This window comes from Enterococcus sp. DIV1279b, assembly GCF_050531515.1.
In the GTDB taxonomy this organism is placed as follows: Bacteria; Bacillota; Bacilli; order Lactobacillales; family Enterococcaceae; genus Enterococcus_D; species Enterococcus_D casseliflavus.
On sequence record NZ_CP172891.1, the window covers coordinates 1,608,323 to 1,630,668 of the forward strand.

Sequence of the window (22,346 nt, forward strand, 5' to 3'; positions counted from 1 at the left end):
GCTATTTCACCTTCTTTTCTAAAACTTTTGCAAGTTTCGTTAAAGCTGTGATCACGACTAAGTAAATAATCGCGATGATCAAGTAAACATAGGTACTTTGCGTAGTCCGAGCAACGATGATTTTCCCAGTTTGCAATAATTCTACGACTCCGATAACCGAGATGATCGTTGTATCTTTCAACGAGATAACGAATTGGTTAACGAAAGATGGAATCATGATTTTGATCGCTTGCGGTAAAATGATTTTCTGCATTGTCCGAGTGTAGGTCATCCCCAAACTACGAGAGGCTTCCATCTGACCTTTTGGCACCGCATTGATCCCGCCACGGACGATCTCAGCGATATAGGCACTGGCATTTAAAGTCAATGTAATGACCCCGGCTGCAAAGTCGGGAATCGTGATACCAATGGCATCGGAAAGTCCGAAGAAGATGAAGAAAGCCAATACCATCATAGGAATACCACGAATGATATCAACATAGATCCCTGCAAAAACCCGCAATGCTTTGATTGGAGCAACACTAAATAGTCCAAAAATGATGCCGATCACTAATGCTAAGGCAAAAGAAATCAATGCTAGTAAAAGGGTATTCCATAAACCTTTTAATAAGACGTTATAGTTGTTGCTGATCAAACCAGTGATCGTCGATTCATCCACTCGTTTTTCTGTGGCAGAGCCATCTTCAATGTATTTATTGATGATTTGATCGTACTCGCCAGTCCGTTTCATTTCTTTCAATGCTTCATTGAACATTTGGATCAGTTCAGGATTTTGGCCTTTTTTCACCGCAAAACCGTACTGACCGCCAGATTCTTTTTCAATCGGTGTCACTAGTTTTTGACCTTGGCTGATGGCATAACCGATCACTGGATAATCATCCATCATGGCATCGATTTGTCCGCCGTTAACAGCTGCATATAATTGATCGGCTGCATCATAATATTTGATCGAATAGCCATATTTTTCTTCGTTGGCGATCAAGAAGTCTGCACTTTCTGTTCCCACTTTCGCACCAACGGTTTTTCCATCTAAATCTTCATAGGAATTGATGGAATCATTGCCTTCTTTTACAGCGATCTGAATGCCGCTTTCAAAGTAAGAGTCAGAGAAGTCATAGGATTGACGACGCTCATCAGTGATCGTCATCCCAGCGATCATCCCATCTGCTTGGTTACCATCCAAGGCTTGCAAAGCTCCTGAAAAACCGATGAAATTGAATTCAATGTTGAACCCTTGCAATTCTGCCGCCCGATTCATTAAATCCACATCGATCCCTACATACTCATTGTCTTCATTTTGGAATTCAAATGGAGCGAAGGCGGAGTCACTGGCAATTCGGTAAACATCTTTCTTTGGTTCGACTTTCACCATTTCACTGGTGTCTGCATCTGAATCAGACGTTGTGATGTAAGTATTGACGATTTCGTCGTATTTGCCAGAAGCTTTCATGTTGGCTAAACCAGCATTGAATTTTTCAATCAGTTCTTGATTTTGGCCTTTTCTGACAGCGAATCCGTAAGAAGCACCTTTTTCAGGTTCGCCGACAAGTTTCATCGGTTCGCCGTTGTTGATGGCATAGCCAAGCACTGGATAATCATCAAAAGCGGCTGCCACAGTACCATTGCGTACAGCGCCATACAACCCAGTAGCGTCATCATAAAGTTTGATGTCGTAGCCATATTGGTCTTTATTTTCTTCTAAAAAGCGGGCACTTTCGGTTCCAACCTTTGCACCGACCGTTTCGCCCTCAAGATCTTCGTAGCTAGTAATGCTGTCATTGTCCGCAGCTACCGCCATTTGAATCCCACTATCAAAATAAGGATCTGAGAAATCAAAGTTCTCTTTACGCTCTTCTGTGATACTCATTCCAGCAATCATTCCGTCCAACTGATTGGACAAAACACCTTGGATGGAAGGATCAAAACCGAGTGGACGTAAATCAACTGCAAAACCTTGATCTTCAGCGATCGCGTTTAATAAATCTATATCGATCCCTACATATTCATTATTTTCATTCTTGAATTCGAAAGGAGCAAATGTTAAATCTGTTCCTATCTTATACGTAGTTTCCTCCGCACTTGCTGACTTTACTGATAGCGTAAAAATGCTGATAATCAGCGCGATTAAAGCGAAGGACATGTGTTTTCTTTTCAAGAAAATTCCCCCTTTAGATATAACGTATTTATAGATTATATGGATTTTTTCTTCAACACACAAGTCTTTCTCTTTAAAAATATGACAAAATTGCTTAAACCTCACATCAGATGTTAGAAAATCGAACATGTTAAGTTATGCTTAATCGCATGAAACTTTCATAGCAAATGATGGCGAAAGTATGTTCGCTATGATATACTTATTTATGGAAAAGCGGCAGCGAGTTTTTCTTTTTTTGTTGTCGTTTAGAATAATCGAGGGGGAATGAAGATGATCGAAAGAACAACTTCCCATGAATTTGACTTAGTATCAAAATATCAACCAGCTGGGGATCAACCAGAAGCGATCCATCAATTGGTTGACGGGGTGGTCGGTGGAAAAAAAGCACAGATTTTGTTGGGAGCCACTGGGACCGGTAAGACTTATACGATTTCTAATCTAATCAAGGAAGTCAATAAACCGACATTGATCATTGCCCATAATAAAACACTGGCTGGACAATTATATGGCGAGTTCAAGGACTTCTTCCCAAATAATGCAGTCGAGTACTTTGTCAGTTACTATGATTACTATCAACCAGAAGCGTATGTTCCTTCCAGTGATACATACATCGAAAAAGACTCAAGTGTCAATGATGAAATCGATAAACTGCGTCACTCGGCGACGAGTTCTTTATTAGAGAGAAATGATGTGATCGTTGTCGCTTCTGTCTCTTGTATTTTCGGTTTAGGTTCGCCGATCGAGTATGCAAGACAAGTTGTTTCTCTACGAGTAGGGATGGAAAAGTCTCGCGACCAACTATTAAAAGAATTGATCGAGATCCAATTTGAACGAAATGATATCGATTTCCAACGGGGACGTTTTCGCGTGCGCGGCGATGTTGTGGAGATTTTCCCAGCTTCTCGTGATGAGCGAGCGTTACGTATTGAGTTTTTTGGCGATGAAATCGATCGGATTCGTGAAGTCGATGCCTTGACGGGCGAGATCATGAGTGACACCGAACATGTCTCGATCTTTCCGGCAACCCACTTTGTGACCAATGAAGACCATATGGAACATGCGATCGCCTCGATCCAAAGTGAACTCGATGAACGGCTGAAAGTTTTGCGAGCAGAAAATAAGCTGCTGGAAGCACAGCGTTTAGAGCAGCGAACCAACTATGATATTGAAATGATGCGAGAAATGGGGTATACCTCAGGGATCGAAAACTACTCTCGCCACATGGATGGACGAAAAGAAGGGGAACCGCCTTATACGTTATTGGATTTCTTCCCAGATGATTTTCTATTAGTGATCGACGAATCCCACGTAACGATGCCCCAAGTACGTGGGATGTATAATGGTGACCGTGCTAGAAAACAAATGTTAGTAGATTATGGCTTCCGTTTGCCTTCTGCACTGGATAATCGGCCGTTACGCTTGGAAGAATTTGAGAAGCATGTCAATCAAATCGTCTATGTTTCAGCAACACCTGGACCCTATGAATACGATCAAACCGATACCGTCGTTCAACAAATCATTCGTCCGACTGGTCTGTTAGATCCGGTGATCGAAGTACGACCGATCATGGGTCAAATTGACGACCTCGTAGGAGAAATCAATGAACGAGTCGAGCGAAATGAACGGGTCTTTGTCACGACCTTGACGAAAAAAATGTCTGAAGATTTGACGGATTACTTTAAAGAATTAGGGATCAAAGTCAAATACTTGCACAGTGACATCAAAACATTGGAACGAACAGAGATCATTCGCGACCTGCGTCTCGGTGAATTTGATGTACTGGTCGGAATCAACTTACTGCGAGAAGGGTTAGACGTCCCAGAAGTTTCCCTGGTTGCGATCCTTGATGCCGATAAGGAAGGCTTCTTGCGCAGTGAGCGTTCATTAGTCCAAACCATCGGACGAGCAGCTCGTAACTCAGAAGGAAAAGTAATCATGTACGCCGATAAAATGACCGATTCGATGCAGCGAGCGATCGACGAAACAGCGCGACGCCGAAGTATTCAAAAAGCCTATAACGAAGAACATGGAATCGTACCGAAAACCATCATCAAAGAGATTCGCGATCTGATCGCAATCACGAAAGTGGCGGAAGAAACTGGCGAATACACCACGACTTCTTATGAAGAATTGAGTCGTGAAGAAAAAGCAACCTTGTTGTTGAAATTAGAAAAAGAAATGAAAGATGCTGCGAAAGCACTGGATTTTGAAACGGCTGCTACCTTGAGAGATACTATTCTTGAGCTAAAAGCTGCTGATTAGAAGGAGAAACACTATGGCAAATGATAAAATCGTGATCCATGGGGCACGGGCCCATAATTTAAAAAATATCGATGTGACGATTCCCAGAGACCAGCTCGTTGTTGTAACTGGTCTTTCGGGTTCAGGGAAAAGCTCCTTAGCATTTGATACGTTGTATGCCGAAGGACAGCGCCGATATGTCGAAAGTCTATCGGCGTATGCCCGTCAGTTTTTAGGGCAAATGGATAAACCCGACGTAGATAGCATTGATGGACTTAGTCCAGCGATTTCTATCGATCAAAAAACCACCAGCAAGAACCCGCGATCAACAGTGGGGACGGTTACTGAAATCAATGATTATCTGCGGCTTCTTTACGCCAGAATCGGTCACCCAATCTGTCCCAATGATCATATTGAGATTACTAGTCAGTCGGTTGAGCAGATGGTGGATGAAGTTTTGGCATTACCAGAACGCACCAAGATCCAATTGTTGGCACCTATCGTTTATCAAAAGAAAGGGCAGCACAAAAAAGTCTTCGAACGTATCCAAAGAGAAGGTTATGTTCGGATGCGGGTGGATGGCGAAGTCTATGATGTCTCCGAAGCGCCTGAATTAGAAAAAAATAAAAAGCATGATATTGCCATCATCATTGACCGAATCGTTGTAAAGGAAGGCATCCGTTCTCGTCTGTTTGATTCCTTTGAAGCGGCATTACGTTTAGCTGATGGCTATGCGGTAGTCGATGTGATTGGTCAAGAAGAGATGCTTTTCAGTGAACATTATTCTTGCCCGTATTGTGGCTTTACAGTTGGTGAATTAGAGCCACGGCTCTTTTCATTCAATGCGCCTTTTGGTGCTTGTCCAGACTGTGATGGTCTTGGTGTGAAGCTAGAAGTCGATGTCGACCTAGTGATTCCCGATCAAAGCAAAACGTTGCGTGAAGGCGCACTATTACCTTGGAACCCAATCAGTTCACAGTACTATCCGCAAATGCTGGAACAAGCCTGTCAAGAGTTCAATATCGATATGGACACACCCTTTGAAGAGCTGCCAGAAGAACACAAAGACATTATTTTGAATGGTTCGAATGGCGAAATTTTCCATTTCCATTATGAGAATGATTTCGGTGGCGTGCGTGATGTTGAGGTAGCTTTTGAAGGAATCTTACCAAATATTAAGCGCCGTTATCATGAAACCAACTCTGATTTCACCCGTGATCAAATGCGTTTGTATATGACGGAATTGACTTGTAAAACTTGTCATGGCTATCGTTTGAACCCTCAAGCGCTGTGCGTGCAAGTCAACGGAAAACACATTGGTGAAATGAGCGAGATGGCAATCAACAATGCGTTGAATTTTGTCGAAGAATTGAAACTATCGGAACAAGAGCAAATGATCGCACGTCCGATCGTGAAAGAAGTCGATGATCGTTTAAGCTTCTTGAAAAATGTCGGATTGGACTATTTGACCTTGAGTCGTGCATCAGGCACACTCTCTGGTGGGGAAGCGCAACGGATTCGTTTGGCAACACAAATCGGCTCCAATTTGTCTGGGGTGCTTTACATTCTTGATGAGCCATCGATCGGTCTTCACCAACGGGATAACGATCGTTTACTAGATTCATTGCGGAAAATGCGTGACCTTGGGAATACCCTGATCGTCGTTGAGCATGACGAGGACACGATGCGGGCAGCGGACTACTTGATCGATGTCGGTCCAGGTGCAGGACACGCAGGTGGCGAGATCGTCGCTGCAGGCACTCCTGATGAAGTCGCAGCCAATGCGTCTTCCTTAACAGGTCAGTACTTATCAGGAAAACGACAAATCCCGACACCAACGGAACGCCGCAAAGGCAATGGTGAAAAGATTCGTGTGACCGGTGCTTCTGAGAATAACTTGAAAAACATTTCGGTCGATTTTCCATTAGGAAAGTTCGTCGCCGTTACTGGGGTCTCTGGCTCTGGTAAATCGACATTAGTCAATGAAATTTTGAAAAAAGCCTTGGCGCAAAAAATCAATCGGAATTCGAACAAACCTGGTCGCTTTAAAACCATTACTGGTTATGAAGCGATTGAGAAATTGATCGATATCGATCAAAGCCCTATCGGTCGGACGCCTCGAAGCAATCCAGCAACGTATACCAGTGTCTTTGATGACATTCGTGATTTATTTGCTAAAACCAATGAGGCGAAAGTTCGTGGTTACAAAAAAGGCCGCTTTAGTTTTAATGTAAAAGGTGGACGTTGTGAAGCATGTAAAGGGGACGGAATCATCAAGATCGAGATGCACTTCTTACCTGATGTCTACGTACCTTGTGAGGTTTGTCATGGCAAACGTTATAACTCAGAAACGTTAGAAGTTCATTACAAAGGAAAAAATATTTCGGAAATCTTAGATATGACTGTGGAAGATGCAGTGGAATTTTTCCAACATATTCCTAAAATCCATCGAAAATTGCAAACGATCGTCGATGTCGGTCTAGGTTATGTCACGATGGGACAACCAGCGACTACTTTGTCTGGTGGGGAAGCGCAACGGATGAAGCTTGCCAGTGAACTGCACAAAAATTCCAATGGCAAGAGTTTTTATATCTTAGATGAACCGACGACTGGTCTGCATACGGATGATATTGCCCGTTTGTTGAAAGTTTTGGAACGATTTGTCGACGCTGGCAATACCGTTTTAGTGATCGAACACAACTTGGATGTGATCAAATCAGCGGACCATGTGATTGATCTAGGTCCAGAAGGTGGCGAAGGCGGTGGAACGATCATTGCAACTGGTACACCAGAAGAAATTGCTGCGGTTTCTGAAAGCTACACCGGTCATTATTTGAAAAAAGTCCTTTAAGCAAGGAAAAGAGCACTCACTTTTTTACTTGTCTGTCAATAGGTTTCGCTAAAGTTTAAGGAAGCGTGAAATATCTGCAAATTTCATGATAAGGGCTTGAAATCAAAATTTTATTTGATAGAATAGCAATAGGTATACGTATATTCGCATTGAATAAACTGCCTATAAGTTCTATCCGTTCAAAGTGGGAGAAAGCAATCAAAGATAGATACTTTGATTGCTTTTTTCTTTGTGGTATTATAATTCTATTGTAATTAAACGAAACGAGAGAGGTCGTTTTTCGTATTCAAAAGAGAGAGTGATTTTTGATGAGTCAGGAAAATTTTCTTCCCATATTATTAGGAAGCGATATGAATGTTTATGGTATGGCCAGAGCATTCCACGAAGCATATGGCATTCAATCAGTTGCTTATGCTGGTGCGGAACTTGCGCCAACCCGCTTTAGTAAAATTGTTACAATCAATCAAGTGGAAGGTTTTGACCATGATCCAGGATTCACTGAGACGTTGATCAAGTTAGGAAAAAATACTTACAACGATCCTGCCATGAAATATTTATTGATTCCTTGCGGCGATGGCTATGCAGAACTGTTAGCGAAGCATAAAGAAGAATTGAAGCCTTATTATACCTTTATTGCCAATGACTATTCCCTATTAAAACGGTTGATCAACAAAGTAAGTTTTTACGAAGTCTGCGAGGAATACGGCTTGCCTTATCCTAAGACCTTCATTTTAACACCTGAACTGTTGACGGAAGGAACATTCAAAGGAGAGCTGCCTTTTGATTTTCCTGTGGCATTGAAACCAGCCAATAGTGTCGCGTGGCTGTCAGTTGATTTTGAAGGACGCAAAAAAGCCTTCATTATTGACAATCGAACAGAATTTGAAGAAATTGTTTCTCGCATTTACCAAGCGGGCTATCAATATGAAATGATCGTCCAAGATTTTATTCCTGGGGATGACAGCAACATGCGGGTCTTAAATGCCTATGTTGATGAGAATCACGAAGTTCGCGTGATGGGCTTAGGTCATCCTTTATTAGAGGATCCAACGCCTGGAGCTGTTGGGAATTATGTCGTGATCATTCCAGATGAAAATGATCAAATCTATCAAATGATCCGTAAGTTTTTAAAAGAGATCGAATATGTTGGATTTGCCAATTTTGATTTGAAATATGATGCGCGAGACGGTCAATATAAATTATTTGAAATCAACTTGCGTCAAGGAAGAAGCAGTTTCTTTATTACCTTAAGCGGATTGAATCTGGCGAAGTTCATCACAGAGGATTTAGTTTTCGAAAAACCTTACACAGAAACGGTTTATGGCAAAGCTGACGCGCCTGAAGCGAAATTATGGCTAGGGGTACCAAAAAACATTTTCTTGACTTATGCAAAAGAAAATCCTGCGAAAGAACGAGCAAAAAAATTATTAGCAGAAAATCGCTGGGGAACGACTGTCTTTTACAAAGAAGACTTATCTCTAAAGCGTTGGATTCTATTAAAGAGAATGTTCCATCTGTACAACAAACGATTCAAAACGTATTTCCATACGAAAGAAGGCTAGAAGATGGAGAATTTTTTTAGTATTTTAGGCGGCATGGGAACGTTAGCGACGGAAAGTTTTGTCCGCATTTTAAACCGACGGACACAGACCCATAAAGACCAAGATTACTTGAACTATGTTTTATTCAATCATGCGACAGTCCCAGATCGAACGGCATATATTTTAGACAACACGTTAGAAAACCCTGTTCCATATTTAATGGACGACATCGAAAAACAAAATTTGTTAAAGCCAAATTTTATTGTGTTGACTTGTAACACCGCCCATTATTTTTTTGATGAGCTGCAAGCTGCCACTGAGATCGAGATTTTGCATATGCCTCGTGAGGCGGCGAAAGTCGTCTTTGAAAAAGGCGTCACTGGAAAAGTGGCCTTTCTTGGGACAGAAGGCAGTGTCAAAGCCGGCATCTATGAGAAAGAATTGCGGAAGTTCGGACTTGACGTCTATCTTCCAGAGCCAGCGATCCAAAAAAAGGTCAATACATTGATCTATGATCGAATCAAAGAGAATGATCATTTGGATCAAGAACTTTACTTTGAGATACTGGAAGAAGTCACCGAACGCATCGGCTGTGAAAGCGTAGTGCTCGGATGTACCGAGTTGTCCTTAATGGATGAATTTGTGACTGACAATCCTTATCCAGTCGTTGATGCCCAATCCATTTTAGTTGATCGGACGATCGAAAAAGCATTGGCAAATCGCCAAGCAATCTAAAGCTGATAGCGACGTTAGCGGCATTTTTTGAGCTAACGTCTTTTTTTATGCCGGTGTTCCAATGATACGCCCGGCATGATATAATAGAGTTGTTTCAGAAAGGAGTTTTACCTATGACTGAAGTGGATCATTTAGAATTGGTCATTATTACTGGGATGAGCGGAGCCGGCAAAACGGTCGCTATCCAGAGTTTTGAAGATATGGGGTACTTTTGTATCGATAATATGCCCCCAAGCTTGATCCCTAAATTTTGGGAACTGATCAAAGAATCAGGAAAAGTGACGAAAATTGCCTTAGTTGTCGATCTGCGTTCAAGATCGTTTTTTGAAGAAATCCAAAGTATGCTGATTGATATTGAAAACACGAATTTTATCGACACACGGATGCTCTTTTTAGATGCATCGGACAATGAATTGGTGTCAAGATACAAGGAAACGAGAAGAGCACATCCATTAGCGATGGATGGCTTAGTTACGGAAGGCATTCGCAAAGAGCGAGCGATCTTAAACGATTTGAAAACGCGTGCCAGTATTGTTATCGACACAACGACGTTGACCCCACGGCAACTGAGAGAAAAAATCAATCAAGAATTTCGTGCTTCTCATGAGACAGGGTTTCGTATTGAAATACTTTCGTTTGGCTTCAAGTATGGCTTGCCGATCGATGCTGATATCGTGATGGATGTTCGTTTCTTACCGAATCCCCATTACATTCCAGAGTTGCGTCCTTTAACGGGTAAAGATGAACCCGTGTATGATTACGTCATGTCTTTTCCAGAAACGGAAGAATTCTATCAGCAATTTAGTACACTGTTGCAAACGATCATGCCAGGCTATGTCAAGGAAGGCAAAAGCAGCTTGACGGTGGCTATCGGCTGTACTGGGGGCCAACACCGTTCAGTTGCATTATCTGAGCGCATCGGTGCGGTTTTGGCAGAAGACTATCGCGTCAATATTACTCATCGCGACAAAGATAAGCGTAAAGAGACGGTGAATCGTTCATGAAAATGAAAACGTATCGGATCAGAAAGCCGAAGATCGTTGTGGTAGGTGGCGGAACTGGGTTACCAGTCATCCTGAAGAGCTTGCGGAATCAGGGTGTCGACATCACAGCGATCGTTACGGTCGCTGATGATGGCGGTAGCAGCGGCGAGATTCGCAATTTGGTTTCCTCTATCTCGCCACCGGGGGATCTGCGTAATGTTTTGGCGGCTCTATCTGATATGCCGCAACTGTATAATGATATTTTTCAATACCGTTTTAAAGCCGAAGACAAATTTTTAGCCAATCATGCCCTGGGGAACTTGATTATTGCGGCGATTGCTGAAATGCGCAGCAGTACCTATGAAGCCATTCAAATTTTGTCAAAAATCATGCATATCGATGGACGAGTATATCCTTCTTCAGATCTGCCATTGGTGTTGCACGCTGTTTTTAAAGACGGCACCGAAGCGGTAGGAGAGTCCAAGATCGCGGTTGATCGCAAAACGATCGATCGGGTCTTTGTTCGTAATCAAGAAAATAATGATGAGCCGAAAGCAGCTCGTAAAGTTGTTTCTTCAATTATGGAGGCAGATATGATCGTCTTGGGTCCTGGTAGTCTCTTTACTAGTATTTTGCCCAATCTCATGATCAGCGAGATCGGCCAAGCAATGTTGGAAACACAAGCGGAAACGGTTTATATTTGTAATATCATGACCCAAAAAGGTGAAACTGAACACTTTAGTGATGCCGACCATGTGCGGGTCCTGCATAAGCATTTAGGCAAACCCTTTATTGATACGGTGTTAGTCAACACCGAGAAAGTTCCAGAAGGGTATATGGACCCAGAGATTTATGATGAATATCTTGTACAAGTGAAACACGATTTCCAAGGACTGCGAGAAGAAGCCAGCCGTGTCATTTCAGCTGACTTTCTGGAGCTTAGAGATGGCGGAGTTTTTCATGACGGAGATAAAGTGATTGAAGAACTTCTACGTATCGTTTACGGGGCCAAAATCTAAGAAAGGAGGGATTTTTTTATGTCCTTTGCAGCAGAAGTAAAAAAAGAATTGACCGCATTAGAAGTTCATCGCGAACATGCCAAGGCAGAATTGGCCGCTTTGATTCGGATGAATGGGTCATTAAGTATCAACAACCAACAATTTGTTTTAAACGTTCAAACAGAAAACGCGGCGATTGCCAGACGCATCTATTCGTTACTAAAAGATCATTACGACGTGCGCAGCGAATTGCTGGTCCGTCGTAAAATGAAATTAAAAAAGAACAACGTCTATATCGTTCGTTTGAAGCAAGATACAAAGCGCGTGCTTTTGGACTTAGATATCATGGATGGGTTGATGTTTCAAAGCCATGTTTCTGATGAAATCATGGGCAATACTCAAAAAATGCGTTCCTATTTACGAGGCGCTTTCATGGCATCTGGGTCCATCAACAATCCAGAAACCAGCCGCTATCATTTAGAGATCTATTCCATTTACGAGGAGCATAACCAAGATATTTGCGATATGCTAAACGCATATGGATTGAATGCCCGTGCATTAGAACGCAGAAATGGGTATATCTCTTACTTGAAAGGCGCTGAGAAAATCGCTGATTTTTTGACACTGATCGGTGCCACCAATTCCATGCTGAAATTCGAGGACGTGCGGATCGTGCGTGATATGCGTAACTCAGTCAACCGTTTGGTGAATTGCGAAACCGCCAATATGAACAAAACGATCGACGCTGCTTCGAAGCAGATCGACAATATCGAATTTATTCAAGATCGAGTTGGCTTGCAAGCTTTACCTGAAAAGCTGCAAGAAATCGCCGAATTACGTTTGGAACATCCCGAGGTCAGCTTGAAAGAGCTAGGAGAAATGATTCCATCAGGAGCGATCTCGAAATCAGGAATCAATCATCGCATTCGCAAAATCAATGAATTTGCGGATCATTTGCGTGAACAAGTCAGTTAATCTAAGTAGTGAATGAAATCAAAAAAGCAGGAGCTTGCATTTGACATGGATTTTAGTGTCAAATCAGCTCCTGTTTTTTGTTAGAGGTTATTCATTGATCAATGCAGTTAATTCCTCAGCAGAGATCGATTCATCAAAAATGTGCCCATCTAAGATAATCGTTGGCACAAATTGAATGTTGGCGTTTTTCGCTTCTTCCACAATTTCTCCTGCGATCGCAGGATGGTTTTGTTCAGATAGCCCTAAGGTATTTTTCGCAAATTCTGCCACTTCAGGTAAAGATAAATGCCCCCATTCGTCTTGTGTTTGATAAATTTTTGTGATCTCAGCGATCGTTGCCTGAGGATCTGTACTGGAAACAAAGCGGTGCATCACATTGCCTCGTTGCAATGATTCTTTTTCTTTGTCGAATAGTTTGATGACACGGCGTAGTTTCCCAGCTGCGACAGCTTCACCTAAGACCGGTAACGATTCCTCAAACCATTGCCGACAGTAAGGGCAGCGCAAATTCATAAATTCGACGATCGGTTTAGCTGATGGATCTCCGATATGTATCCCTGTTACCGCATTTGTTTCTTGTGCTTTGATGATTGAAATATCCATTAAGATTCCTCCTTTTTCTTTTAGTTTACCGAAGTTTCTGCTGAAAGAAAAGCCTCAGGTCTTTTGATTTAAGTCTGTGAAAAGAGGGGGAGAATGAGCTGGATACTATGTATTTCGTTTCACGAAATTATGAAAAATCCCCTGACTGTGCTTTTATATTCCTTGATTTTCAGCTATAATGAATTGTGTTTTATTGTGCAAAATGATGATTAAAGGAAGTTATATAGATGAGAAAAAGAAAAACAATGGATGGCAATACGGCAGCAGCCTATATTTCCTATGCCTTTACGGAACTTGCGGCGATCTATCCGATAACCCCTAGTTCAACCATGGCTGAATTAGTGGATCAGTGGTCTGCTCAAGGAAAGCATAATCTTTTTGGGCAGCCGGTGAAAGTGGTTGAAATGCAATCTGAAGCAGGGGTGGCCGGTGTGGTTCACGGCTCATTAAAAACGGGCGCCTTAACGACGACCTATACGGCATCCCAGGGACTTTTATTAATGGTACCAAATATGTACAAGATTGCTGGGGAAATGCTGCCAGGCGTCTTTCATGTCGCCAGCCGAGCAGTGACCACCAATGCTTTGAATATTTTCGGAGATCATACCGATGTAATGGCCACCCGACAAACAGGCTTTGCTATGTTAGCGGAAAGCAGTGTCCAAGAAGTAATGGATTTAGCGCCAGTCGCTCATTTAGCAGCTATCGAAGCCAATATCCCATTTTTAAACTTTTTTGATGGGTTTCGAACCAGTCATGAGATTCAAAAAATAGAGGTCTTAGATTATGAGGAATTAGCGCAGTTGGTCAATCATAAAAAATTGGCTACTTTTCGACAAAAAGCCATGAACCCGAATCACCCGACGACGAGTGGAACGAATCAAAATCCTGATATCCATTTTCAACAGCGGGAAACGATCAATCAGCATTATCAAACATTGCCTGAGATCGTTCGTTTTTACATGAAAAAAATCAATGCTTTAAGAGGAACCAACTATGATTTAGTGGATTATTATGGTGCTTCGGACGCCGAAGAAGTCATCGTTTCGATGGGGTCCTCAACGCAAACGATCCAGCAGACGGTGGATCATTTATGCGCTTCAGGCCGCAAGGTGGGGGTCTTGTCGATCCATTTGTATCGACCATTCCCACTAAAAGTCTTCTTAGAAAAACTGCCTGCTACCGTTAAAAGTATCGCTGTATTGGATCGCAGCAAAGAACCTGGTGCCAATGGCGAGTCTTTGCTTTTGGATGTGCAAAGTGCCATGTATGATGCAGCGATTCGGCCGACGATCATTGGTGGACGCTATGGTCTTGGGTCAAAAGATGTGACACCTGATCAAATCGTTGCCGTTTATGACGAATTGCTCAAGCCAAAAGCGAGCCAAAAGAAACGCTTCACCATTGGGATCACGGATGATGTGACGCAATTGTCGTTGCCATCAAAGGGCACGCTAGATCTAACTGATCCATCCACCTTCCAAGCGAAATTCTGGGGATTCGGCTCTGACGGGACCGTCGGGGCAAATAAGTCAGCAATCAAAATCATCGGTGACCATACCGAAAAATATGTACAAGGCTATTTCCATTATGATTCGAAAAAATCTGGTGGTCTAACGGTTTCTCATCTGCGATTTGGGGATACCCCCATTCGTTCTACCTATTTGATCGAACACGCGGATTTCGTTGCGTGTCATACGCCTGCGTATTTGCATACGTATGATTTGCTGAAAGGACTCAAAAAAGGCGGAACCTTTTTATTAAATACGACCTGGTCACAAGAGCAAATCTTAAAAAATTTACCGAAGAAAATGAAACGTTATCTTGCTGAAAACGAGATCCGTTTTTATACCATTAACGCCATGCAGTTGGCAATGGAAGTCGGCTTAGGTGGGCGGATCAATACCGCGATGGAAACAGCCTTCTTTTACTTGGCAAACATCATTCCGACCGAGGAAATCTTGCCGATTTTAAAAGAAGAGGCGCTGAAAAGTTATCGGCACAAATCGATGGCGATCGTTGAAAAGAACCAAGCAGCCATCGATCGCACCATCGAATTATTACAAGAAATCCCTGTTCCAAGCAAGTGGGCAACGATCGAAGTACCGAAGAGGACATCCACTGCTACAACACAATTTGTGCGGGAAATCGTGGAACCCATCAACCGTCAAGAAGGCAACCAACTAAGCGTGGGTACCCTCGTACGAAATCAAATGACTGAAGGGGTGATCCCTGTCGGGACAACAGCGGTTGAGAAGCGGGGCATCGCTGTTGAAGTGCCCGAGTGGCTATCAGATCGCTGTACCATGTGCAATGAGTGTGCTTTTGTCTGTCCTCATGCGGCGATCCGTCCGTTTTTGGCAGATGAAGATGAATTAACCGAAGCACCTGAAGGTTTTATCGTCAGAGAGATGCGAGGCGCGAATGGGCAAAAATATCGAATTCAAGTTTCCGTTGAAGATTGTACAGGTTGCGGCCTTTGTGTGGAAGCATGTCCCGCCAAAGGGAAAGCTTTGACGATGCGTCCTTACGAAGAACAAAAAGAACAAGCTTTAAATTGGGCTTTTGCGATGACTTTACGTCAAAAAGAAAATCCAGCAAAACCAGGAACTGTTTTGGGCTCTCAATTCAATAAACCTTTGTTGGAGTTCTCTGGTGCTTGTGCGGGCTGTGGGGAAACCCCCTATGTGAAACTATTGACCCAAATGTTTGGTGATCGCATGATGATCGCCAATGCGACCGGCTGCTCTTCGATTTGGGGTGGAACCTCACCAGTATCCCCTTATACAACCAATCACTTAGGACAAGGGCCAGCTTGGTCAAACTCGTTGTTTGAAGACAATGCCGAATATGGCTATGGCATGTTCTTAGCCAACCAAACCCGACGGGAGAAATTAGCGGCCCAGCTGCAGTCGTTGAAAGCCAATGTATCAGAAGAATTGCAGGCTTTGATTGATGATTGGGACCTTCATCGAGAAGAAAGTGCTGGGACGCAACAGCGAGCAGCAAAATTGATCGCCGCCTTAGAAGCTGAAGCTGCCACAACACCTCAGCTGAACAAAATCTTGCAGGAGAAAGATTTGTTTGTTAAGCCAAGCCAATGGATGATAGGCGGTGACGGCTGGGCATATGATATTGGGTTTGGCGGTATCGATCATGTTCTCGCTTCTGGTGCAGACGTCAATATTCTCGTGTTAGATAATGAAGTCTATTCTAATACAGGGGGGCAAGTCTCTAAAGCGACACCGACTTCGGCCATTGCTAAATTCGCTGCGAGTGGCAAGTTTGTTTCCAAAAAAGATTTAGGAATGATGGCGATGACCTACGGACATGTCTATGTCGCACAAATCGCATCTGGTGCCAATCAAATGCAAACGATCAAAGCCTTTGAAGAAGCCGAGCGGTTCCCAGGACCGTCAATCATCATTGCCTATACGCCATGCATCACCCACGGTCTTGCAGGCGGAATGCGTCAATCCTTGAAAGAAGCACAAGAAGCAGTTGCATCGGGGTATTGGAGTCTCTACCGCTATAACCCGCTGTTGACAGAAAAAGGGAAACAGCCAATGACACTCGACTTCAAAAAGCCAGCATTTGATCAAATGCCTGCCTTTATGCAGACACAAGTTCGATTTGCATCCTTGCAGTCTGCCAATCCGAATGCGGCGCAAGCATTGTTTGAAAAAACCGTTTCAGATGCGAAAACTCGTTTCTACAACTATGCCCGCTTAGCAGGTCAAGAAGAAAAAATACGAGCAAAGCTTGAAAAAAAGGTAAGTACTGATGCAGAACAACCAACGGCAGTAAAAACGGAGCGTGTACGAAGAGAAAAACGGCCGTTAAGCGAAGAACAGCTCGCTGAAAGAGCAGCACGGCGTGCAGCGCGCGCAAAGCGCCGTCAGCAAGAGTAATCGCTCGCTGAGGAATGACCCTGAAAAACGGTTTGACCCGTTTTTCAGGGTCATTTGTTGTTTTTCCTAAGAAATGAGTGCAAGAAGCTCGTTTAGATGAAATCTTCTAAGACCTTTGACAAACAATGATTTCAGGATAATGGTAAACTAAGTAAAAGAGCTGTTTATTTTTTCAAAACTTTTTCATAAATTTGTTTTTTTTCAAATCTTTGAAGAGGTCCTATGTTATACTATTATCTGAAGTCTTAAGAATAAAGGAAGGCTGTTTATGTTGATAAATTTCAGGGATTTTTTTAATTTAGATTATTGGAGAGAATTGCTCTCATTTGATATATTTTCTTGGTCATTTTTAGTAAATGTTTTAGATGTGATCGTTGTTTGGTACTTGGTTTATAAGCTGATCCAGCTTGTGCGAGGAACAAAAGCGATCCAGTTGTTTAAAGGCGTCGGCCTATTCATTGTTCTAAGGTTTTTGGCAGGTATCGTAGGATTAAAGACGCTATCTTGGTTGATGGATCAAGTCATCACGTATGGGGTGATCGCCGCGATTGTTATTTTCCAACCAGAAATTCGACGAGGGCTGGAGCATCTTGGCCGTAGCTCTTTCTTCAAGACTTCTAAGAATGAAAAACGACGGGATGAAGTGTTGGTCCAAGCGTTGGACAAAGCTGTTCAATATATGGCAAAACGAAAAATTGGTGCATTGATCACGATCGAACGGACGACGGGGTTAGAAGAATATATTGAAACGGGGATTCCTTTAGATGCGGACGTGACGGGCGAATTACTGATCAATATTTTTATTCCCAATACACCGCTACACGATGGTGCAGTCATCTTAAGAGATGATAAGATCGCTGTTGCTAGTGCCTACTTACCATTGTCAGAAAGTCCGCTGATCCCCAAAGAATTTGGGACGCGCCATCGAGCGGCTGTCGGGATTTCAGAAGTTAGTGATGCGTTGACCATTATCGTCTCAGAGGAGACGGGAGACGTCAGTATTACCCTGAATAATCGGATGCTTACTGAGCTTTCGCGACAAGAGTATCTCGACGTGTTGAATCGCGAATTAGTGCCAGAAGAAAAGCCTGGTAAACGCAACTTGCTGCAATCTTTCTTTGAAGGGGTCAACAAAGGAGGAAGAAAATGATCAAGAAAGAACGTCGTCAAAACGTATTTTATGGTATACTAGCGCTGTTCTTTAGTCTGGTTCTGTTTTTCATCGCCAGCGGATCAAGCCTGCAAGTCAACCTTGCAGGAACTTCAAATCCTTACGAGGAAGAGATCGATAATGTACCGATTCAGACCACCTATGACACAGATGAATACTTTATCCAAGGATTTGAAACAACAGTAGACGTGACTTTGTCTAGTCGAAATCGGGTGCAATTGAATGCTGAACGTAGCGAGGAAACGCGGAGCTTTCGAGTAGTTGCTGATTTGACTGGACTCGATGAAGGAACCCATGAGGTCCCTTTAGAAGTGAAAAATCTTAGCTCAAGTGTGACAGCCGAAATCGAACCCAAAACCGTCACTGTGACGATCGAGAAAAAAGTCACCCAAACGTTTACCGTTGAGCCAGTCATCTCGACTGATGGAGCAACGAGTGGTTACGGCGTTGATTCAATGAGTGTTGAACCGCAAGAAGTAGAGATCACTACTGGCGACAAGACACTGGCAGAAATCGACCGAGTGGTAGCGATCGTGAATCCAGATGATATTACTGGCGATTCGATCACGGTGGATGGAACGATCGAGGCTTGGGATAGTGAAAACAATCCTTTAGCGATCATTCCTGAGCCAGATTCGGTCGATGTGGCATTGATGATGGAAGCACCAAGCAAAGAAATTGAATTGTTTGTCACTCAACAGGGGACAACACCAGATGGGATCTCTCATTACATCTACCGGATGAGTAGTATCAGTGCGGTGCTAACAGGACCACAAAGTATTTTGGATGAGACCCAGCAGATCGGTGTCCCAGTGGATGTTAGTGAGATCACAACCACGACCGAACGGACAGTAACGATTCCAGTACCAGAGGGAACAACGATCAATCCAACAGTAGTGACGATCCAAATCACTCCGGTTGCAGAAACAACTACTGAGAATCAATCAAACAATGATGGCGATGAAGCAACGAACAGTGCGAATTCTCAAGCCAATTCTTCGACAGTCGACACGACGCAAGAACAAACAGAGAATTCCGCAAGCAGCACGACGACAAGCAGTTCTTAGTCGTTTGACTGTAGAGAATGAATAAGAGAGGTTATTAAAATGGGAAAATATTTTGGTACTGATGGTGTTAGAGGAGAAGCAAACAAGGAGTTGACACCTGAATTAGCATTTAAATTAGGTCGTTACGGCGGCTATGTATTAAGTCAACATGAAACTGGTGACCGCCGTCCCCGCGTTTTGGTGGGACGGGACACACGGATTTCTGGACAGATGCTAGAAAATGCATTGATTGCTGGACTATTATCTGTCGGGATCGAGGTATTCCAATTAGGTGTTATTTCTACACCGGGTGTTGCGTACTTGACGAAAGTGCAAAAAGCGAGTGCAGGTGTAATGATCTCTGCCTCTCACAATCCTGCACAAGACAATGGCATCAAGTTTTTCGGGAATGATGGCTTTAAATTAGTCGATGAACAAGAAGCTGAAATTGAAGCATTACTTGATGCACCGGAAGATACGCTTCCACGTCCTTCTGCCGATGGCTTAGGAACAGTGGATGAGTTTCCAGAAGGGTTGTTGAAATACTCTCAATTTCTACGTCAAACGATTCCTGATGATTTGGAAGGAATCACGGTGTGTGTTGATGCAGCAAATGGCGCAACAGCAACAAGTGTCAATCGTTTGTTTGCCGATCTAGAAACAGAATTCTTCACAATGGGGACGTCTCCAGACGGGTTGAACATTAATGATGGTGTGGGATCGACTCACCCTGAAGCGTTAGCTGAATTTGTCGTTGAAAAAGGGGCGGATGCTGGTCTTGCGTTTGATGGAGATGGTGATCGGGTCATCGCAGTAGATGAACTAGGAAACATCGTTGATGGCGATAAAATCATGTATATCTGTGCGAAATATTTAGCGGAGCAAAAGCGCTTGAACCAAGGAACGATCGTGACAACAGTCATGAGCAATTTAGGGTTCCATAAAGCAGTGGAAGCAATTGGACTGAAAGATGTCATCACACAAGTCGGTGACCGTTATGTCGTCGAAGAAATGCGTAAAAACGATTATAATTTTGGTGGCGAGCAATCAGGTCACATGATTTTCTTGGATTTCAATACGACAGGTGACGGTTTGCTATCAGGAATTCAACTATTGAATATCATGAAACAAACGGGCAAGAAACTGTCGGAATTAGCAGGAGAGGTAACGATCTATCCACAAAAACTTGTCAACATTCGAGTGACAGATAAAAATGGCGCGATGGATGTTCCAGCTATCCGTAAAATCGTGGAAGAGACAGAAGCAGAAATGAACGGCGAAGGCCGTATCTTGGTTCGCCCTTCAGGAACAGAACCATTGCTTCGGGTGATGGCAGAAGCGCCGACCATTGAAAAAGTCGATTACTATGTTGAAAAAATCGCAGCGGTCGTTCGAGAGGAAATCGGTGCGGAATAAACGAAGAAGTAAGACGATCAAAGATATCCTTTGGTCGTCTTTTTTGTCTACTTACCAGCAAGAAGCCAACTTGCGAATTAGAGAAACTTGTCAACGATTTTGTCGGCAACGCTTAACAGAGGAGACGCAGTGGGCAAGCCTTGCGAAGGATAGTTGCTTTTAAAAGTCTTTTCGGATTTGTTGTGCAGTAGACAAGAAAAAAAGAACCCCTATGAACGATCGAGTTGAAGCGACCCCCAAAAGTTAGACCAAAAAATCTAACTTTTGGGGGTCGTTATTTGTATGGCAAAATATCCTTTTGAATTAAAACTAAAAATCGTTAAAGAATATCTTAGTGGCGTGGGCGGATATCGGTATCTTGCCAACAAATACGGTATTTCAAGCAAGTCTCAAGTAAGTAATTGGGTGAATGCCTATCGTGAATACGGAGAGGAAGGTCTATTGAGAAAGCATCAAAATCAGAAATATTCTGTTCAATTTAAGTTAAATGCGCTAGAGTTATATCAAACAAGTGAGATGTCCTATCGAGAAGTTGCTAGCACTTTAGAAATGAACAACCCTGCGCTTATTGCCAATTGGATGCGTAATTTCAGAGAAGCAGGTATTGAGGGGCTCTCAAAAGAGAAAGGGCGACCACTTACTTTGACTAGAAAAAAAGAAAACAAAAAAGAAAATACAACAACTGAAGAACGCGATCGTATCAAGGCATTAGAAAAGCAAGTCCGATCCCTTCAAATTGAGAATGCCTTTTTAAAAGAGTTGAGGAAGCTGCGAAAACAGGAAGCCCAGCAAAGACGCAAGAATCAATCGCACGAATCATCGCCAGCCTCCGAGGATCATTCAAACTAGTTGAGCTTCTTGAAACATTGAAATTTCCTAAAGCAACCTATATGTATTGGCAGAAACGGTTTGCCAGACCAAACCCAGACCAAGAAATTGAAGAAAAAATGCTTGAAATTCGCAAAGAGCATAAAGACTATGGCTGTTTGCGACTAAAAAAAGAATTAGAGAATCAAGGGATTCATGTCAATAAAAAGAAGATTCAACGTCTGATAAAAAAACTAGGTATCGAAGTAAAGTCTTACACTCGAAAATCTCGACGGTACAATTCTTATCGTGGGAAGGTTGGCACTGTCGCCAAAAATCGTATTCATCGTCGGTTTTATACAAATATTTGTCACCAAAAAATTACAACTGATACCACAGAGTTTAAGTATTATGAAGTAGACACCACAGGTGTCGTTCGTCAGAAAAAGCTGTATTTAGATCCTTTCATGGATTTCTACAATAGTGAAATTCTATCTTATCGGATTTCTGAAAAACCAAACGCACTAGCCATAATGGAAGGGTTAGAAGAAGCAATCCAGATGACAAATGATTGTCCATTTCGTAGAACCTTCCATTCAGATCAAGGATGGGCCTATCAAATGAATGCTTATAAGAATAAATTGAAGCAGCATAAAATCTTCCAGAGTATGTCTCGTAAAGGGAATTGTTTAGATAACTCACCTATGGAAAACTTCTTTGGTTTATTAAAGCAAGAGATTTTTCATGGAGAAGTCTATCGGAGTTTAGATGAATTGAAAACAAAAATTGACCAATATATCTATTATTACAACCATAAACGCATCAAAAAGAAATTAAATTGGCGAAGTCCGGTTCAGTTTCGAGAAGCTGTAAAAACAGCTGTGTAACAGTTAATCTTATCGTACAAAAAAGG

At 42.7% G+C, this 22,346-nt stretch carries 15 protein-coding genes; 13 read left to right on the top strand and 2 right to left on the bottom strand.

Translation table 11 applies throughout. The features are described from left to right. Position 1: 1 nt before the first annotated feature. On the bottom strand, positions 2 to 2,155 hold the full coding sequence (locus IGI71_RS07495; protein WP_430616283.1) for an amino acid ABC transporter substrate-binding protein/permease: 2,154 nt from the start codon (positions 2,153 to 2,155) through the stop codon (positions 2 to 4). A gap of 270 nt (positions 2,156 to 2,425) precedes the next feature. On the opposite strand from IGI71_RS07495, the gene uvrB reads away from it, so the two are divergent. From uvrB to whiA, 7 genes are all read left to right on the top strand, one after another. Continuing rightward, on the top strand, positions 2,426 to 4,417 hold the full coding sequence (gene uvrB, locus IGI71_RS07500; RefSeq protein WP_430616284.1) for an excinuclease ABC subunit UvrB: 1,992 nt from the start codon (positions 2,426 to 2,428) through the stop codon (positions 4,415 to 4,417). Positions 4,418 to 4,430: 13 nt separating this feature from the next. Next, on the top strand, positions 4,431 to 7,247 hold the full coding sequence (gene uvrA, locus IGI71_RS07505; protein ID WP_005225949.1) for an excinuclease ABC subunit UvrA: 2,817 nt from the start codon (positions 4,431 to 4,433) through the stop codon (positions 7,245 to 7,247). Positions 7,248 to 7,555: 308 nt separating this feature from the next. Further along, the gene (locus IGI71_RS07510) at positions 7,556 to 8,809 is read left to right on the top strand and encodes a hypothetical protein (protein WP_016610145.1); all 1,254 of its coding nucleotides are present in this window, start codon (positions 7,556 to 7,558) and stop codon (positions 8,807 to 8,809) included. 3 nt (positions 8,810 to 8,812) lie between these two features. Continuing rightward, positions 8,813 to 9,523 (top strand): amino acid racemase, encoded by a 711-nt coding sequence (locus tag IGI71_RS07515; RefSeq protein ID WP_194192844.1) that lies wholly within the window; start codon positions 8,813 to 8,815, stop codon positions 9,521 to 9,523. 113 nt (positions 9,524 to 9,636) lie between these two features. After that, on the top strand, positions 9,637 to 10,527 hold the full coding sequence (rapZ, locus tag IGI71_RS07520; protein WP_005235675.1) for an RNase adapter RapZ: 891 nt from the start codon (positions 9,637 to 9,639) through the stop codon (positions 10,525 to 10,527). After that, positions 10,524 to 11,525, top strand: a complete 1,002-nt coding sequence (locus tag IGI71_RS07525; protein ID WP_010748165.1) for a gluconeogenesis factor YvcK family protein — start codon at positions 10,524 to 10,526, stop codon at positions 11,523 to 11,525. The genes rapZ and IGI71_RS07525 overlap by 4 nt, the downstream gene beginning before the upstream one ends. An 18-nt stretch (positions 11,526 to 11,543) precedes the next feature. Further along, entirely contained in the window at positions 11,544 to 12,479 is a 936-nt protein-coding gene (whiA, locus tag IGI71_RS07530) for a DNA-binding protein WhiA (protein WP_194192843.1), read from the top strand. 87 nt (positions 12,480 to 12,566) lie between these two features. Here whiA and IGI71_RS07535 read toward each other — a convergent pair whose 3' ends face one another. After that, positions 12,567 to 13,082 (bottom strand): DsbA family protein, encoded by a 516-nt coding sequence (locus IGI71_RS07535; protein WP_142972952.1) that lies wholly within the window; start codon positions 13,080 to 13,082, stop codon positions 12,567 to 12,569. A 227-nt stretch (positions 13,083 to 13,309) separates the two neighbouring features. Between IGI71_RS07535 and nifJ the strand changes: the two genes are divergently transcribed. The 6 genes from nifJ to IGI71_RS07565 all read left to right on the top strand — a co-directional run bounded on the left by nifJ (position 13,310) and on the right by IGI71_RS07565 (position 22,320). Continuing rightward, entirely contained in the window at positions 13,310 to 16,993 is a 3,684-nt protein-coding gene (gene nifJ / locus IGI71_RS07540) for a pyruvate:ferredoxin (flavodoxin) oxidoreductase (protein ID WP_430616285.1), read from the top strand. Positions 16,994 to 17,261: 268 nt separating this feature from the next. Then, entirely contained in the window at positions 17,262 to 18,143 is an 882-nt protein-coding gene (gene cdaA, locus IGI71_RS07545) for a diadenylate cyclase CdaA (protein WP_005235688.1), read from the top strand. Then, positions 18,140 to 19,231, top strand: a complete 1,092-nt coding sequence (locus IGI71_RS07550) for a CdaR family protein (RefSeq protein WP_005225958.1) — start codon at positions 18,140 to 18,142, stop codon at positions 19,229 to 19,231. The genes cdaA and IGI71_RS07550 overlap by 4 nt, the downstream gene beginning before the upstream one ends. Positions 19,232 to 19,270: 39 nt before the next feature. Next, positions 19,271 to 20,626 (top strand): phosphoglucosamine mutase, encoded by a 1,356-nt coding sequence (glmM, locus tag IGI71_RS07555; RefSeq protein WP_005225959.1) that lies wholly within the window; start codon positions 19,271 to 19,273, stop codon positions 20,624 to 20,626. Positions 20,627 to 20,908: 282 nt separating this feature from the next. Beyond that, positions 20,909 to 21,475 (top strand): helix-turn-helix domain-containing protein, encoded by a 567-nt coding sequence (locus IGI71_RS07560; protein ID WP_016249835.1) that lies wholly within the window; start codon positions 20,909 to 20,911, stop codon positions 21,473 to 21,475. After that, on the top strand, positions 21,445 to 22,320 hold the full coding sequence (locus IGI71_RS07565) for an IS3 family transposase (protein ID WP_430616350.1): 876 nt from the start codon (positions 21,445 to 21,447) through the stop codon (positions 22,318 to 22,320). The genes IGI71_RS07560 and IGI71_RS07565 overlap by 31 nt, the downstream gene beginning before the upstream one ends. Positions 22,321 to 22,346: the final 26 nt, after the last annotated feature.

What these genes read in the sequence shown, in the direction of transcription:
- uvrB (WP_430616284.1), top strand. Translation starts at nt 2,426, where the DNA reads ATGATCGAAAGAACAACTTCCCATGAATTTGACTTAGTATCAAAATAT.
- uvrA (WP_005225949.1), top strand. Translation starts at nt 4,431, where the DNA reads ATGGCAAATGATAAAATCGTGATCCATGGGGCACGGGCCCATAATTTA.
- IGI71_RS07510 (WP_016610145.1), top strand. Translation starts at nt 7,556, where the DNA reads ATGAGTCAGGAAAATTTTCTTCCCATATTATTAGGAAGCGATATGAAT.
- IGI71_RS07515 (WP_194192844.1), top strand. Translation starts at nt 8,813, where the DNA reads ATGGAGAATTTTTTTAGTATTTTAGGCGGCATGGGAACGTTAGCGACG.
- rapZ (WP_005235675.1), top strand. Translation starts at nt 9,637, where the DNA reads ATGACTGAAGTGGATCATTTAGAATTGGTCATTATTACTGGGATGAGC.
- IGI71_RS07525 (WP_010748165.1), top strand. Translation starts at nt 10,524, where the DNA reads ATGAAAATGAAAACGTATCGGATCAGAAAGCCGAAGATCGTTGTGGTA.
- whiA (WP_194192843.1), top strand. Translation starts at nt 11,544, where the DNA reads ATGTCCTTTGCAGCAGAAGTAAAAAAAGAATTGACCGCATTAGAAGTT.
- IGI71_RS07535 (WP_142972952.1), bottom strand. Translation starts at nt 13,082, where the DNA reads ATGGATATTTCAATCATCAAAGCACAAGAAACAAATGCGGTAACAGGG.
- nifJ (WP_430616285.1), top strand. Translation starts at nt 13,310, where the DNA reads ATGAGAAAAAGAAAAACAATGGATGGCAATACGGCAGCAGCCTATATT.
- cdaA (WP_005235688.1), top strand. Translation starts at nt 17,262, where the DNA reads ATGTTGATAAATTTCAGGGATTTTTTTAATTTAGATTATTGGAGAGAA.
- IGI71_RS07550 (WP_005225958.1), top strand. Translation starts at nt 18,140, where the DNA reads ATGATCAAGAAAGAACGTCGTCAAAACGTATTTTATGGTATACTAGCG.
- glmM (WP_005225959.1), top strand. Translation starts at nt 19,271, where the DNA reads ATGGGAAAATATTTTGGTACTGATGGTGTTAGAGGAGAAGCAAACAAG.
- IGI71_RS07560 (WP_016249835.1), top strand. Translation starts at nt 20,909, where the DNA reads ATGGCAAAATATCCTTTTGAATTAAAACTAAAAATCGTTAAAGAATAT.